The sequence below is a fragment of the Corynebacterium riegelii genome, assembly GCF_001263755.1.
Lineage (GTDB): Bacteria > Actinomycetota > Actinomycetes > Mycobacteriales > Mycobacteriaceae > Corynebacterium > Corynebacterium riegelii.
Window position 1 is genome coordinate 2,401,652 of sequence record NZ_CP012342.1, and the last position, 15,858, is coordinate 2,417,509.

The 15,858-nt window shown below is 58.4% G+C and carries 7 protein-coding genes; 4 read left to right on the forward strand and 3 right to left on the reverse strand.

The features are described from left to right. Position 1 precedes the first annotated feature (1 nt). From AK829_RS11365 to AK829_RS11375, 3 genes are read right to left on the reverse strand one after another with little or no spacing between them, the layout of a single operon-like run. Entirely contained in the window at positions 2–517 is a 516-nt protein-coding gene (locus AK829_RS11365; protein ID WP_198147770.1) for a GNAT family N-acetyltransferase, read from the reverse strand. Further along, complete coding sequence (locus AK829_RS11370) at positions 510–794, reverse strand: type II toxin-antitoxin system TacA family antitoxin (RefSeq protein WP_052206019.1); 285 nt, start codon at positions 792–794, stop codon at positions 510–512. Before AK829_RS11370 ends, AK829_RS11365 begins: the two co-directional genes overlap by 8 nt. Next, entirely contained in the window at positions 730–1,917 is a 1,188-nt protein-coding gene (locus AK829_RS11375) for an AAA family ATPase (protein WP_052206021.1), read from the reverse strand. The genes AK829_RS11370 and AK829_RS11375 overlap by 65 nt, the downstream gene beginning before the upstream one ends. A 741-nt stretch (positions 1,918–2,658) precedes the next feature. Here AK829_RS11375 and AK829_RS11380 point away from each other — a divergent pair. The 4 genes from AK829_RS11380 to AK829_RS11395 form a co-directional block, all read left to right on the forward strand. Then, entirely contained in the window at positions 2,659–6,822 is a 4,164-nt protein-coding gene (locus tag AK829_RS11380) for a YPDG domain-containing protein (protein WP_198147771.1), read from the forward strand. Positions 6,823–7,246: 424 nt separating this feature from the next. Further along, a complete protein-coding gene (locus AK829_RS11385; protein ID WP_083439854.1) occupies positions 7,247–11,464 on the forward strand; it encodes a YPDG domain-containing protein in 4,218 nt (1,405 codons plus the stop codon). Positions 11,465–11,609: 145 nt separating this feature from the next. Continuing rightward, positions 11,610–12,641: an ATP-grasp domain-containing protein gene (locus tag AK829_RS11390; RefSeq protein ID WP_052206027.1), complete on the forward strand. Its 1,032-nt coding sequence runs from the start codon at positions 11,610–11,612 to the stop codon at positions 12,639–12,641. Between the two features lie 422 nt (positions 12,642–13,063). Further along, on the forward strand, positions 13,064–15,858 hold a 2,795-nt coding region (locus AK829_RS11395), incomplete at its 3' end, for a YPDG domain-containing protein (protein ID WP_083439855.1).

Genomic DNA, 15,858 nt, shown 5'->3' on the forward strand with positions numbered 1-15,858 from the left:
CCTACTCGCTCTCAAGCGCAGCACGGATCGACTTAATCGGCAGTAGTAGGTGCAGCGGTTCGCCGGGCATCTCCCAAAAATCGGCATGGTGCAGGTAGAACTGCTTCGCACTTTCGTCGTGTGCATGGATCAAAATTCCCATTGCACCCACGATGTCGGCGGCTGCGAGCGCGCGCCGGAACATGTCTGCAAGCAGTGATCGGCCGACGCCTTTGCCCTGTGCGCGGGAGTCAACGGCGAAGCGGGCGAGGACAATCACCGGTACGTCATATGGTCTCGACCCGCCAGGCAGGTCTTTCGGCAGTGCTTCACGGCTAACCCCGCCTGAGGCGAGGGCGTAGTAGCCGACGACTTCATCGTTGAGCGTGGTTACGTACGTAACTGCGTTGTTGGCCCGCTGATTCCGCAGCGCAAACCGCTTGAGCCATTCGTCGAGACTGTCTACTCCGCACGAGAAGTTTGAAAGGTGGTCGCCTTTCTTAATCCTGCGAGGTTCGTGCAGGATACCGTCAGTCAAGGGTGAACTCCTTGCCAAATACGGATTCAGAGGCGAGGAGGCGTGCCAGCTTCGTCCCATCGACTGGTGTGTCGAGAGCTTGCTCAAACTTTGCAAAATCCTCCGCGTTGAGCTCGAACCAGCGGCGATCCGCTAGGACCTTCTCTGCTTCTGCCATTGCGCTTTTGAGGATGAATTCGGACACGGAAATCTCACGGACTTCCGCAGCCCGCTTAAGGCGCTGGTCTTGTTGGGCTGTTGTGCGGAGGTTGAGTCGCTTGTCCTTTGTCAGTGTCATCGTAGTCCCCTACTTCTTCCCGAAATACTGTGTGAGTACAATGTACGTCATCTTTTGGAGGGGTGTAAAGGGTGTGCCATTGCTGGTCTTCATCCTGTTCCAGTACACGGATGTGTTTGCGCGGTACTGAGCTCAACACTCGGGGGCTGTGGGTGCTGATGATGAACTGCATGTTGGGGAATGTTGCCTGCAAACTAGGAACAACGCGGTGCTGCCACTCGGGATGAAGGTGCAGGTCAATATCGTCGATGAGCGCGATTCCGGATGCAAGCTTCGCAGCGTTTTCACTGTAATCAGGGTTGAGCTGTGATGCTCGCTTGGCCAGGTCAGCAACGAGGGAGACCATTGCACGCGTGCCATCGCTTAACGCTGAAATTGGCATCAGTCCGTGGTCTGGGTGGGAAATCGCCAGCTCCTCAAAGTGGAGGCTGTAGTGAAAGCCGGTCCAGCCTTCATCTGCCAGTACGGAGTCGACGGCATTTTCAATGCCTTGCACTCTCTTGTGGAGTGCTGCAATGCCCGCTGCACCAGTTTTCCGTTGCTCTTCTTGCAATTGTGCGCGTGTGGCGGTTGCCATCCATTGTTGAAGCTGCTTGAAATTTGAGAGCGCTGACAAGCAATCCTGGTAGCCAACCGTACGGCTTAGTCCGGCGATCCTGCTTGCAAGGCCACTACGCAGCGCAAAGAGACGCTTCGAGCTGTAGTAGGCGACTACCGGCAACTCCACCGCGGTCCTGCTATCGCGCAGTTTGTCGAGGAGGTCATTTGCGTATTCAGTCAGCTCGTGGGTACTTACGCTGGTCGTGCGACCGTTTGGTTTTCGAAGCTCTCGCCTAGATTGCACATTGGGGTTGGCAAAAGTTGCGGTTACTGCAACCGGGAAGTCTTGCTCGCGTTCAAACCCGTTTGTAGGCAAGTATCTTGCATCCGGTTGTTTGATGCTGGCAGATTGTCCAGGCATCAAGGTGCCAACGAAGGGCTGTAGTGCGATTGTCGCGGCCTCGAGCACTGTCGTTTTTCCCTTGCCGTTGCGCGCGTTGATGAGCGTGAGGTCTGGCTCAAATTCCATCTCAAAATGCGCGAAGCGCCGGAAGTTATCCAGAGCAAGGGTGTGAATCTGCACGCTGCCGACTTTACTTTGAAGCGCTTTTGGCTACCACGACACGCGTTTAATTCACTGCTGCCTCCGTCAGGCACCCCGGCTTGGCGTTACACCCCGACCGCGCCCGAAACTCATCGCCGCTGCCGCTCCCCGGCACCACGCCGCAGCCCCGAGTACCCCGTAAACCCCGAACACGCCGTAAACCCCGAACACAGCACCCCGAGTACGCCACGAAAACTCGGCGTATCCGTAGTCTTCCGTTCGGGGTTTAGCCCGCGTGTCTCACTCGCGCTCTCGCCTCACTTAGGCTGCACCACCGCCGAGACCCGCAACACCCGCCGAGACCCGCAACACCCGCCGAGCCCCGCAACACCCGCCGAGCCCCGGCGCCGACACCCATAGATCACACGAATTGCCCCCAAATGTGGGTATGGTGCGACGATATCCGCCAAAAGCCCCACCACAAACCAAATCAAACACAGGCACAGGCCCCTAACCAGCACTGATAGGAATGTGACCCATCACCAAATTGGCTAAATCTATCTAACTGATAGCTGATAATCCGCTTTAAATTGCCTGCTCACGCCCTGTAATAACGAACGAATAAAAACTGATAGCCCTCTTATTCGATTTTGAGCAACTAATTTCCCCAAGCTAACTTTGCCCGGTCTGTGAGAAGCCTGTGAGCAGGTTTCCCGCTCGGCCCCGCGTCTACGGATGGGCGTGGGTGTTATTGGAACTTTGATCCCTGAAGGGGAATTCATGCGAGGAATGAACATCGCGCGTCGTCGTGGAACGTCGATTGCCGCTGCAGCACTGTCGTTTGCGCTGATCGCACACGCCGCACCAGCACCAGCCCAACCAGCCAAAGCCCAAACCCACAACGCCCTCCCGGTAACGAACACCGCGATTGAGTCTGAGGGCTTGGCCAACGCCCCGTTCACTATTTCGGGCACGGTGCGTGAGGTGTTCGCGCAGGCGGCTACGAATGCGGGTTTGGCGGATTACTCGAAGCCGATTGCTGGCGCGAAGGTGTATGCGCAGTGGAAGGAGGGAACTAGCGATGTTCGTTACTCTCCGGTCTACGTCGCTACCACGAATGAGCAGGGCTCCTACGCCATTGAGATGAAGCCGTTTTTTGATGAGCTGAACCGCATGCGTGTGTTCGAGGCGGCACAAACCACTGGCTCGGCCGGCCTGTCGGATATCGCAGGCAACCGCCGCCTGGATGGTTGGAACGAGAAGATCCGTGTGTGGGTTGAGTTGCCGGACGGCCAGAAGAAGGATTTGCGTCTGATGAATCACTATGCGTCGGCGTGGGCGCCGTCGCAGTCGGTGGCGGATAGCTCGCACATGGTGTCGTGGAACAGCAACTACAACGTTTCCAATTTGGATGTGAACTTCATCCGCAACACGGATTACACGTTGACTAAGCCGCGGGATCAGTGGGCGGTGTCCAATGAGGGTGACAACGCGGGCAGCCGCCTAGAAGGCTCGGTCAGCGGTGTTGTGTTCTGGAACTCTGCGGTCCCGAACGGTGCTGTGGACTCCGAGACGGCCGCGATCTTGGGCGGCGGCATCATCCAGGGCGAGCAGCGTGACTTGGTGCTTGCCGGCCAGGAGATCGTCGGCTCTTACCTGAGTGATGAAGCGATCCTTGCCATTGAGGAGCACGTGAAGCAGAACTTCGGCGGTCGAAAGCTGCGCGGCAGTGATTGGACGATTGCGGATGAGAACAAGATGCAGGAGTGGATCAACCAGCAGATCCAGACTGATCATCCGGAGTGGATTGCAGAGACGGTGACCACCACCACGGATGAAAATGGCGTCTACTGGCTCTACTTCAAGGGCATTTACGGCGACACCCGCAACAACCGCTGGATCGTCCCGCAGGACAAGTTCCACACTCTCGCCGGCGCTTGGTCTGAGGGTAATTGGAGCCAGGGTACGACCACGTCGAAGCACATCAACTTGGACTGGATGTACGTTGGTCCGGTTGATTTGCCGGACAACATTGGTGTGCAGTCTGGTTGGCAGTTCCAGCGTTGGATGAATGGTATTGATCCGGGCACGTGGTCTGGCGGCAAGAACGTCGCGGCCGGTAAGACTGAGGACTGGATGCAGGACTACCAGCGCGGCATGAACATCATTTTGAGCCCGGCACCGCTGGATTTTGATGTGGTGAATTTTGATTCGCAGCTGCACACGGCGCAGGCTGGGGATACTGCGGTGACTAAGGCTACGGGCCTGCTTACGCATGAGAACCTGAAGTATGACATTGTGTGGACGGATCCTGAGGGCAATGTCGTTGCGGAGCACAAGGATCTGAAGGTGGAGAATTACTCGCTGCCTTCTGCGGATTTCACGGTCCCGGCGGATTTGGAGGAGAACACTACGTACACGGCGACGCTGTGGGCGCAGGATGGTACGGGTAACCGTACGCCGCTTGCGTCGGATGCGTTTACGGCTGTGGTGATCAACTCCTTGCCTGTTGGTTCGGTGGGGGAGGCCTACAACCATTCGGTAGCACCCATGCTTGCCGACGCCATCACGCACCAAACCTTCCATGCCGAGGGCCTGCCGGAGGGTATGAGCATTGATCCGGCAACCGGCGTGATTTCGGGTACGCCGAAGAAGCCCGGCCGGTACCAGGTGAAGGTGGCGAATCAGGCTGAGCTGACCGTTGGGGATGCATCAGTGTCCACGGTGGAAAACTCGAAGGTTTATGACCTGTTTGTTACGGACACTATGCTTCACGACGCCACCGTGAACCAACCTTACGACCAAGCCGTTCTCCCCGAGGGCCTTCCTGAGGCCGCGGTGGTGCGAAACCTCCAGGTTGAGGGCCTGCCGGCTGGCCTGAAGTTCGATCCGGCTTCCGGCACAATCACGGGCACCCCGACTGAGGTGTCCAAGGATGTTCCTTCGCAGGAGAAGCCGAACGTGACGGTGACGTATGACATTGTCATTCCGGCTGAGGAAGCAGGCGGGGAGCCGACGGTGGTGCAGGCTGGTCACGTTGATCGCGTGCCGCTGGTTGTGAAGGCAGAAGACCAGGCAGAGCAGTTCGAGCCGTCCTACGGTAGCGAGACGGTAACGGCAGACACCCCGGCATCCTCAAAGCCGACGTTCAAGGACAAGGACGGCAAGGACGTTGACGCGCCGAGCGGCACCACGTTCGAACTGCCGAAGGACTTCACAGCACCGGAGGGCTTCAAGGTTGAGGTTGATCCGGAAACCGGCGTTGTCACCGTAACGGTGGAGAGGGATGAAGAGGGCAAGCCGAAGCTCAACGCGGATTCCAAGGAGGAGTTCGACGTCCCGGTGACCGTCACCTACCCGGACGGCACGCAGGACCACCCAACGGCGAGCTTCAAGCTGGACACTGATGGTGACGGCACCCCGGACACCGAAGACGGCGATGATGACGGCGACGGCATCCCGGATGCAGAAGACAGCAACCCGAAGGTGCCGAACGCGAACGATCACTTCCAGCCTGAGTATGAGGGCGGCAACGGTGAGCCTGGCAAGGACGTGACGGTTCCTGCGCCGAAGTTCACGGACAAGAACGGCAACCCTACCACCGCTCCGGAAGGCACCACCTTCACCCCGGGCAACAACGCTCCGGAGGGCGTAACCGTCGACCCGAATACCGGTGCAATCACCGTCTCCATCCCAGGTGACGCAAAGCCTGGCGAAACGATCACGGTCCCAGTCGTTGTCACCTACCCGGACGGCACCACCGATGAAGTCACCACCACGGTTACGGTTGATGAGCCGAAGAAGGACCCCTCCCAGGCTGACCAGTACGACCCACAGGGCCAGGACCAGAAGGTTCCAACGGGCGGCACCCCGGACCCGAGGAAGAACATCAAGAACGCCGATGACCTTCCAGAGGGCACGAAGTTCCAGTACAAGGAGACCCCGGACACCTCGACACCGGGCGAGTACGACGTCACCGTTGTTGTCACCTACCCGGACGGCAGCACCGATGAGGTAAACACCAAGCTCATCGTTGGTTCTGATGCGCAGCGCTATGCACCGAAGTATGACGAGAAGACCGATGTGCCGGTTGATGGTGACAAGAACACCAACGATCCGTTCGGCAAGCAGGCTCCGCTCAAGAGCACCGAAGCAACGCCGACCGAGAACTCTGATGCGGACACGTGGACCTTCACCCCGCAGGACAACGGCGTGATCAACGCCAAGGCTCCGTCGATGGATCAGGTCAAGGACAAGATCGCAGCGAAGCTGCCGGAGATCAAGAGCACTGAGGCTGGCAAGCGTTGGGATACGTTCGTCGAAACCTTCAAGCCGTTTGCCCGTCCGGCAGTTGAGGTGAACTTCACCTACGAGGACGGCTCCACCAACAGCGCCATGGCCAACTTTGATCTGGTTGGCAAGGACGGCAAGTCCCTGCTGGATCCGAACGGTGACTTCGATGGTGATGGCCACACCAACCGAGAGGAAATCGAGAAAACCACCAACCCTGCCGACGCCCAGGACAAGCCCGACACCGCGCCGGGCATTGACACCGGCAAGTGTGTCGCCACCACCCTCGGGTTTGGTCTGCCGCTGATCGCACTGTTGCCGATTGGCCTGGCCACCCAGATCGACCTGCCGGGGCTTACCCCGATTGCCAATGAGGTATCGGCTCGCCTTGAGCAGACGAACTCGCAGATCCAGCAGCAGCTGGGCGTGTTCAACCCGCAGATGGCTGGCCAGGTTGCTGAGGTCAACGCCCGCCTGAAGGAAGTCGGCGCGGATCTGGCAATGGTTGCCGCAGGCATCGCACTGATCGCCGCAGGCATTCTGGCGGGCACGTTGATCTATGACAACTGCGCGCCGGGTGGCGGCTTCAACTCCTCGGTGAAGGATATGAAGCTGAAGGGGTCTTCCGGCAAGGAGTACACGCTCTCCTCCTAAGCTGATAAAACTCACCCCGGTGTCGCACTCTCGGCATCGGGGTTTGGGCTTTTTAGCTTATCGACGCCCACGTAACATCAAATAACGCTACAACCGGAATATATGTCATGGGCATGATTTAACTCCGGCATTCTGTGGGCGTGACCAGCGTTTAAAGCGTGACCTGTCACCTGCGTCCACAGGAGCTATTTTTATTCACTGTTAATTTACTGTGATCATACCTTGCAAAAGTGAGGATTTGCAGCGAGTAAGGGCGAAACTAGTTCAGTAGTTACCCAAGCGTAAGTAAGTAAAATTTCAGGAAACCTTGAGTGGATAGTTTTGTGAAACTAAGCTTCGGCGGTGCGAGAGGAACCTATCACGTAGGTGCTCTGCTCGAACTACACAGAACCACTCCGAACCACTTACGTCCTGGAGGAATCACATGCAGGGAATGAACATTGCACGCCGGCGGGGCACGTCGGTAGCTGCCGCGGCACTGTCGCTTGCTTTGGTTGTCCCGTTTGCCCAGCCGGTAGTGAGCCCGGCTGCCGCACCGGCCGCTGTCGCACAGGAGGCGCAGCCAACACAGGCATCGCCAACGGTGAATCCCGAGAGCAAGATCATTGATGCAGACATGATCGCCAGTGGGCGCGTTACCCACGCGGCAAACCTGACCGACGCCCACGGTGTTGGCAAGGGTCTGATCTCCGGTCACGTGTACTTGACTGGCGTGGCAGGTAACCCGGGCGCAGCCTATGACAACGGCAACGTGAAGCTGGATGGGATCACCGTTTACGCGCAGTTCCGTGACAAGGATGGCTCCTACTCGCCGATCTTCAGCGCGAAGACGCACACGCTGCCAGACGTGGTCGGCGGCAACGGCGGCCAGGGCACGTTTGCGTTCGGTACCGGCGATACGGGCATTACCTGGACCGACAAGCTGGGACGCGAGCACACCTACACCGCCCGCACGGACCAGATGCACCGCATCTGGGTAGAACCGTTCACCAATGAGCGCGGCAACAGGGTTGAGATGTTCCGCCAGGCCAACGGCTTCGTGCCGGGTTCGTTCAACCTGCCAGCCGATGCTCCGTTGGGCTCCTTCGTTGCTAGCGACGGCAACATGCAGCTTACGGCAGCGTTCCTGCGTGAGGTTGCGCCGAACCATGAGGAAAGCTGGCTGGCTGCCAAGGGCGACAAGCTCGTTGAGGACCCGGAGGGTCCGATCGCCTCAGCGTCGACGCAGACCAAGGTCCCGAACACCGTTTCTGGTCGCGTGTGGTTGGAGACCGGTGGCCCCGATAAGGGCATCGTGGCAACCGGTCCGGCGTTTAACAGCATTGATGAGCCGGCTGATGGCTACACCGTGTACGCATCCACCCTGACCAAGGACGGTGCGGCAGCGAACCAGAAGTTGCGTGAGACGTACAAGAATGATCCGGACAAGATCGCCCAGGCAACCAAGGAAATGCTTGAGGCGCACCCCGAGTACATTCTCAGGACCGTCTACGGCAAGACCAATAACAAGGGTGAATACACCCTGCGCTTCGGTAACTACGAGAAGGGCCAGATCCGCGAGGACATCCTGAACCCGAACCACCTGTTCGTATGGGTGGAGGATCAGAACGGCGTGGTCCAGAACGGCTACACCGGCTTCCACACGCCAACCTTCCAGCGTTTCAACTTTGGTGGTAACTTCCGCCCCGCCGCAATCCCTGGTGAGAACCAGCTGCCGATCAACTACAACGGCGTTCCGTTCCAGAACCTGAACTCTCTGTACAACGTCCACTACGCGATCATGCCGTACGCACCGGCGTCCATTACGGCTGATTACAACGCAACGGACAAGCCGGCCGCGCCGGGTGTGACCGTAACACCGGAGCTTCACGGCACGGTGTCCAGTGCAACGTCGAAGGTGGAGTGGCGCGACGTCGATGGGAAGGTCCTCAAGACCTGTGACATTGACCAGTCCAAGTCGGCCAAGGAGCAGGTCGCGGGCTGCACCTTCGACATTCCAGAGGATGCGAAGAAGGGCGACTACTTCAACGTTGTCCTGGTTTCTGGCGGCAATGATGTGTCCGCGTGGACGGTGCTGGTTACTCGTGACGCTGATGAGTTCGAGCCTGCCTACGAGCCTAAGCTTGTCGTCCCGGGCAAGGAGACGAAGTCTTCGCCGACCTTCACCAAGACGGACGATGAGGGCAACCCGACCGAGGAGACGGTCAAGGCTCCCGAGGGCACCACGTTCGCCATCCCGGAGGACTTCAATGCTCCCGACGGCTACGTCGTTGAGATCAACGAGAACACCGGCGAGATCACTGTGACCTTCCCGGACAAGTCCAAGCTGAACAAGGACACGGTCGAGGAGTTCGACGTCCCGGTGACGGTGACCTACCCGGACAGCTCTACCGATGACGCTACGGCGAACTTCAAGCTGGACACGGACGGTGACGGTACGCCTGACCTTGAAGACGACGATGATGACAACGACGGCATCCCGGACGACAAGGAGATTGACGACAACACCAACCCGAAGGTCCCGAACCAGAACCTGGAGTATGAGCCGGAGTACACCGACGGCAACGGCAAGCCAGGTGACACGGTCAAGATCGACGAGCCAACGTTCAAGGACAAGGACGGCAAGAACGTCAAGGCTCCGGAGGGCACCACGTTCGCTCCGGGTGAGAACGCCCCGGACGGCGTAACCATCAACGAGAACACCGGCGAGATCACCGTCACCATCCCCGAGGATGCCGAAGAGGGCGACAAGATCACCATTCCGGTCGTTGTCACCTACCCGGACGGCACCAAGGACAACACCACAGTTACGGTGACCGTAACTAACAAGGACGCTGGTATTTACGATCCTTCCTACGACTCCAAGCTGGTTGTCCCGGGTGAGGAGACGAAGTCAACTCCAACGATCAAGGACAACCAGGGCAAGGAGACTACGGCTCCTGAGGACACGAAGTTCACCATCCCGGAGAGCTACACCGCTCCCGAGGGCTACGAGGTCAAGATTGACGAGACCTCCGGCGAGATCACGGTGACGTTCCCCGACAAGTCGAAGCTGAACAAGGATACGGTGGAGGATTTTGACGTCCCGGTGACCGTGACCTACCCGGACAAGTCCGTGGATAACGTGACGGCCCACTTCAAGCTGGACACGGACGGCAATGGTGATCCTGACATCACAGATCCGGATGATGACGGTGACGGCATCCCGGACGACAAGGAAATTGACGACAACACCAACCCGAAGGTTCCGAACCAGAACCTGGAGTATGAGCCGGAGTATGAAGATGGCTCCGGTAAGCCGGGTGAAGACGTTAAGATCGACAAGCCTGTCTTCAAAGACAAGAACGGCAACCCGACCACGGCTCCGGATGGCACCACGTTCACGCCGGGTGACAACGCACCCGACGGCGTGAAGGTCGACGAGAACACTGGTGAGATCACCGTCACCATCCCGGAGGATGCGAAGCCTGGCGACAAAATCACGGTTCCGGTCGTTGTCACCTACCCGGATGGCTCTAAGGACAATGTCGACGTCACCGTTACGGTGGAGCAGCCGGATAAACCGGAGACCCCGCCGACGAAGGACAACGAGAACTACGAGCCTGACTACGAGGACGGTTCCGGTAAGCCTGGTGAGGACATCACAATTCACAAGCCGGAGTTCAAGGACAAGGACGGCAACCCGACCACGGCTCCGGACGGCACGACCTTTACCCCGGGTGAGAACGCACCCGACGGTGTAAAGATCGACGAGAACACTGGCGAGATCACCGTCACCATCCCGGAGGATGCGAAGCCTGGCGACAAGATCACCGTTCCGGTCGTTGTCACCTACCCGGATGGCTCCAAGGACAACGTTGATGTCACCGTCACGGTTGAGGATCCGGATGCCAAGCAGAACGAAGAGTTCGAGCCTGGCTACGAGGACGGCTCCGGCAAACCGGGTGAGGACGTCACCATCGACAAGCCTGTCTTTAAGGACAAAAACGGCAAGGAGACCACCCCGCCGGAGGGCACCAAGTTTGAGAAGGGCGAAGGCGCACCTGAGGGCGTGACGGTTCACGAGGATGGCTCGATTACCGTAAAAGTCCCGAAGGACGCAAAGCCTGGCGACAAGATCACCGTCCCAGTTACCGTCACCTACCCGGATGGCTCCAAGGACAACGTTGATGTCACCGTTACGGTGGAGCAGCCGGACACGGGAGACCGCAACAAGCCGGAGATCGACACTGGCAAGTGCATTGCCAGCGCCCTCGGCTTCGGTCTTCCAATGATCGCGTTGCTGCCGCTTGGCCTGGCTTCCCAGGTTGATGTGCCGGGCTTGACACCGATCGCGAATCAGCTGTCGGCGCGTCTAGAGCAGGTGAACTCCCAGATCCAGCAGCAGATCGGCGTGTACAACCCGCAGATGGCCAGCCAGGTGGCGGAAATCAACGCCCGCCTGAAGTCCGTTGGCGCGGATCTGTTCACGGTGGTCACCAGCCTCGCGCTGATCACTGCTGGCATCCTGACCGGCACGATGATCTACAAGAACTGCGTGCCGGATGGCACCACGGACGTCACGGTGGAAGACCTGAAGCTGAAGGGCTCTTCCGGACAGGAGGTTGAGTTGTCCTCAAAGAAGGGCAACACCAGCAACTAACTGCAGGGCATGAACCCCGGCGCAATGAGGGAACCCAACCCCAGGCGCCGGGGTTTCCCTATCCCAGACAGCAAACCACCACCGCAGACAACACCCCGAGTTTCAATATCCAAACCCACACCTACAGGTGCAATAATCAACACCCATGAATAACCGGATCCTGGTTCTGGGCAAGGGCCCGGTCGCTTACCAGCTTGCAGAGGCCTACCGTCAGCTCGGCTTCTGGCCCACCATTGACACCCCGCAGGCGCTCACGGAAGTCCTGAACACGCACCCGGATAACCGCCCGGCACTTATTGCGGTGGCGGAAGAACAGGTGCTCGACACCGAAGCGCTCGAAACCCTTGAGCAGCTTGAGCAGCAAGAAACCCGCGTCGTCCCCTCCAGTCACGCATGTGAACTAGCCACGGACCGCGAGGCCCTTCGCACCAAGGCAAGCGAAGAACTCGGTCTGCCAACGCTGGCGTACAAACTGGCCACCACCAAAGAAGAAATCGAACAGGCGGCAGAAGAAATCGGTTTCCCGCTGATTCTCAAACCCACGAAGGGCCGCGGCCAGCACGTGGCCACCACCACAGAAGAACTCAATCACCCGTTTGGCAAGCGTGAGCTGATGGTGGAGCGCTACATTGAGTTTGATTATGAGGTCACTATCCTCACGGTCCGCTCCATTGATCCGAATACGGGTCAGTTGGCCACGTGGTTCTGTGAGCCGATCGGTACTCGTCATGAGGGTGCTAGGCTTGTAGAGTCCTGGCAGCCCGCACCGCTTACGGACGCCGCTCGTGACAATGCACGCTCCATCGCTGCCCGCATCACCGGCGCGTTGGGTGGGCACGGCCTGTTCGCCATTGAACTTTTCGTGGATGGGGAAGAGGTGTACTTCTCCCAGGCCACGCCCCTGCCAGGCATGGACGGCCTGCTCACGTGCGCAACCCAGCGTTTTGATCAGTGTGAGCTCTTCGCCCGCGCTTCGCTGCTTTTGCCTATCGACGTCACGTTAACCTCCCCCGGCGCCTCCCACCTCAAATACCGCCTGGGGGATCCGACGTTGCTGGCGAAGGCGCTGTCTGTAGATGAAACCCGCGTCCAGGTGCTCGACGGCGCCGTGGCCGCCCATGCGACCGCGGACACGATCGATGAAGCGCGAGACCGCGCACAGGAAGCTTTAAGCTAACCTTCCGTGACCGCCTCTCGTCCCATTGGTCCGTTCCTTCTGCCCCCGTTATAGGGTAAAAGCTCTGAACGCTACCTGAAATGTAATCCTAATCATTTGGTCGTACATTATGGCCTTGAGTGAACATTGCCGCTGATCAGCGCTAAAAGATAGGTGAACTGTCACGCACTCAGTAAATGTTTACCTTTAGGAAACCTGTATCGGGCTGCGGGTCATGGATTTTCCCTCTGAAATTCCTGGAAGTCTCTCCAGTCTCAAGTAGTTGCGGCTAACTAATGTCCAGAAACCTTTGAGCATTTAGTTTGTGGATACTACGCTTTGTCAGTGTGAGGGTTACCTATCACTTAGGTGCTCTGCTCGGCCCTGCGCCTGAAGGTGGGCGTGGGGGACCTTGGAACTATTGATCCCTGGAGGGGAAATACATGCAAGGAAAGAACATCGCACGTCGTCGCGGTACATCCGTGGCTGCTGCTGCACTGTCGTTGGCGTTGATCGCACCGTTCGCACAACCGGTGGCAAACCCGGCAGCCGCACCGGCTGCGGTCGCGCAGGAGAATGCGCCGGCTGCGGACCCGGCTAACCAGATCATTGATGCTGACATGATCGCCAGCGGCCGTGTCACGAAGCCCGCTAACCTTACCGACGCTCACGGTGTCGGTAAGGGCCTGATCTCCGGTCACGTGTACCTGACTAGCCCAAAGGGCAACCCGGGTGCTTCGTACGACAACGGCAACGTGAAACTCAATGGCATTACCGTCTACGCGCAGTTCCGTGACAAGGACGGCTCCTACTCGCCGATTTTCAGTGCGAAGACGCACAACCTTGAAGGAGCTCTCGTCGGCGGTAATGGTGGCGAGGGTACCTTCGCCTTTGGTACCGGCGATAAGGGTATTACCTGGACCGACAAGCTTGGCAAGGAGCACACCTGGTCGGCTCGCACGGACCAGCAGCACCGTATCTGGGTGGAGCCGTGGGTGAACGAGCGTGGCAACCGCGTTGAGATGTTCCGTCAGGCTAACGGTTGGACGCCGGGTTCCTTCAACGGTGTTGTTGATGGCCCGATGGGCTCCTTCGTCGCAGCTGACGGCAACATGCAGCTGATGGCCGCGTTCATGCGCGAAATTCCGCCAAGCCACGAGACCAGCTGGATGGCCGCCAAGGGTGACAAGCTCGTTGAGGACCCTAAGGGTCCTATTGACGCGGCGGCTGTTCAGCTCGGGGAATCAAACGTCCTTTCGGGCCGGGTGTGGCTTGAAACTGGTGGTAGCCCAGACTGGGGCTTCCCGGCAACTGGCCCGAAGGCGGAATCTAAGGACCCGGCGGCTGATGGCTACACCGTGTTCGCATCGACCCTGACGAAGGACGGTGCTGCGGCAAACAAGGCTCTCCACGCGAAGTTCAAGAACGACCCGGACAAGCAGTCTGAAGAGACGAAGAAGATGCTCGAGGCTCACCCCGAGTACATCCTCAAGACGGTTTACGGCAAGACCGACCCAGAGGGCAACTACTCGCTGCGTTTCGGTGACTACACGGATCCGTCTCATACCCGCGAGGACTACCTCAACCCAGACCACGTGTTCGTGTGGGTGGAGAACCCGAAGGGTGAGGTCCAGGGTGGCTACACGGGCTTCCACACCCCGATCTTCCAGCGCTTTAATGCGGGCGGTAACTTCAAACCGGCGGATGCGGATCCTGCTGAAAACCAGACCGTCACGTCGCGCATTGAGGACCAGGGAAAGCCCCGCTACGGCAAGCCAGTCAACTCGATTTACAACGTCCGCCACGCGCTCATGCCGTACGCTCCGGTGTCGATCACGGCTGACTACAACGCGACCGACAAGCCTGCTTCCCCGGGCGTCACGGTGACCCCGGAGTTCAGCGGCGAGCTGTCGCCTCTTCCGTCGAAGATTGAATGGCGCGACAAGGCCGGCAAGGTCGTCAAGACTTGCGACCTCGACCAGTCGAAGAACGCTAAGGATCAGGTTGCTGCGTGCACCTTCGACATCCCAAAGGATGCCAAGAAGGGTGACGTCTACAACGTTGTTGTTGTCTCCGGTAATAACGACGTTGCCGCATGGTCCGTTCTGGTGACCAAGGATGCGGACGAGCTCGACCCGTCCTACGAGGACAAGCTTGTTGTTCCGGGTACGGAGACGAAGTCGTCCCCAACCTTTACCAAGGTTGACGGGGAAGGTAAGCCGACTGAGGAGAAGGTTGACACTCCTAAGGACTCCAAGTTCGAAATCGGTAAGGACTTCAAGGCTCCTGAGGGCTACGTCGTCAAGATCGACGAGAACACCGGTGAAATCACGGTGACGTATCCGGATAAGTCGAAGCTGAACAAGGACACCACGGAAGAGTTTGATGTTCCGGTGACGGTGACGTATCCGGATGGCAGCAAGGATGACGCGAAGGCGAAGTTCAAGCTGGATACCGATGGTGATGGTAAGCCTGATACCGAGGATGAGGATGACGATAATGACGGCATCCCGGATGGTGAGGACAGCAACCCGAAGATTCCGAACCAGAACCTGGACTACGAGCCTGCTTACGAAGAGAAGCTCGTTGTTCCGGGTGAAGAGACGAAGTCTTCTCCGACCTTTACTGATAAGGAAGGTAAGGACGCTAAGGCTCCTAAGGGCTCCAAGTTCGAAATCGGTAAGGACTTCAAGGCTCCTGAGGGTTATGAAGTCAAGATTGACGATAACACCGGTGAGATCACGGTGACGTTCCCGGATAAGTCGAAGCTGAACAAGGACACCACGGAGGAGTTCGAGGTTCCGGTTGAGGTGACCTACCCGGATGGCACCAAGGACGACGCTAAGGCGAAGTTCAAGCTGGATACCGATGGTGACGGTAAGCCTGACACCGAGGACGAGGATGACGATAACGACGGCATCCCGGATGGGGAAGACAGCAACCCGAAGATTCCGAACCAGGACACGATCTACGAGCCTGACTACACCAACGGAACCGGCAAACCAGGCGAGGACGTCAAGATCGATGCTCCGGAGTTCAAGGACAAGGACGGCAACAAGGTCAAGGCTCCTGAGGGCACCACGTTCAAGCCGGGTGATAAAGCTCCGGATGGTGTGACGGTTGATGAGAACACCGGTGAGATCACCGTTAAGGTTCCGGAGGATGCGAAGCCTGGTGACAAGATCACTGTTCCGGTTGAGGTGACTTACCCGGATGGTTCGAAGGACAACGTTGACGT

Excerpts from the sequence above, each read along its gene's own strand:
- AK829_RS11380 (WP_198147771.1), top strand. The coding sequence starts at position 2,659 with ATGCGAGGAATGAACATCGCGCGTCGTCGTGGAACGTCGATTGCCGCT.
- AK829_RS11370 (WP_052206019.1), bottom strand. The coding sequence starts at position 794 with ATGACACTGACAAAGGACAAGCGACTCAACCTCCGCACAACAGCCCAA.
- AK829_RS11385 (WP_083439854.1), top strand. The coding sequence starts at position 7,247 with ATGCAGGGAATGAACATTGCACGCCGGCGGGGCACGTCGGTAGCTGCC.
- AK829_RS11390 (WP_052206027.1), top strand. The coding sequence starts at position 11,610 with ATGAATAACCGGATCCTGGTTCTGGGCAAGGGCCCGGTCGCTTACCAG.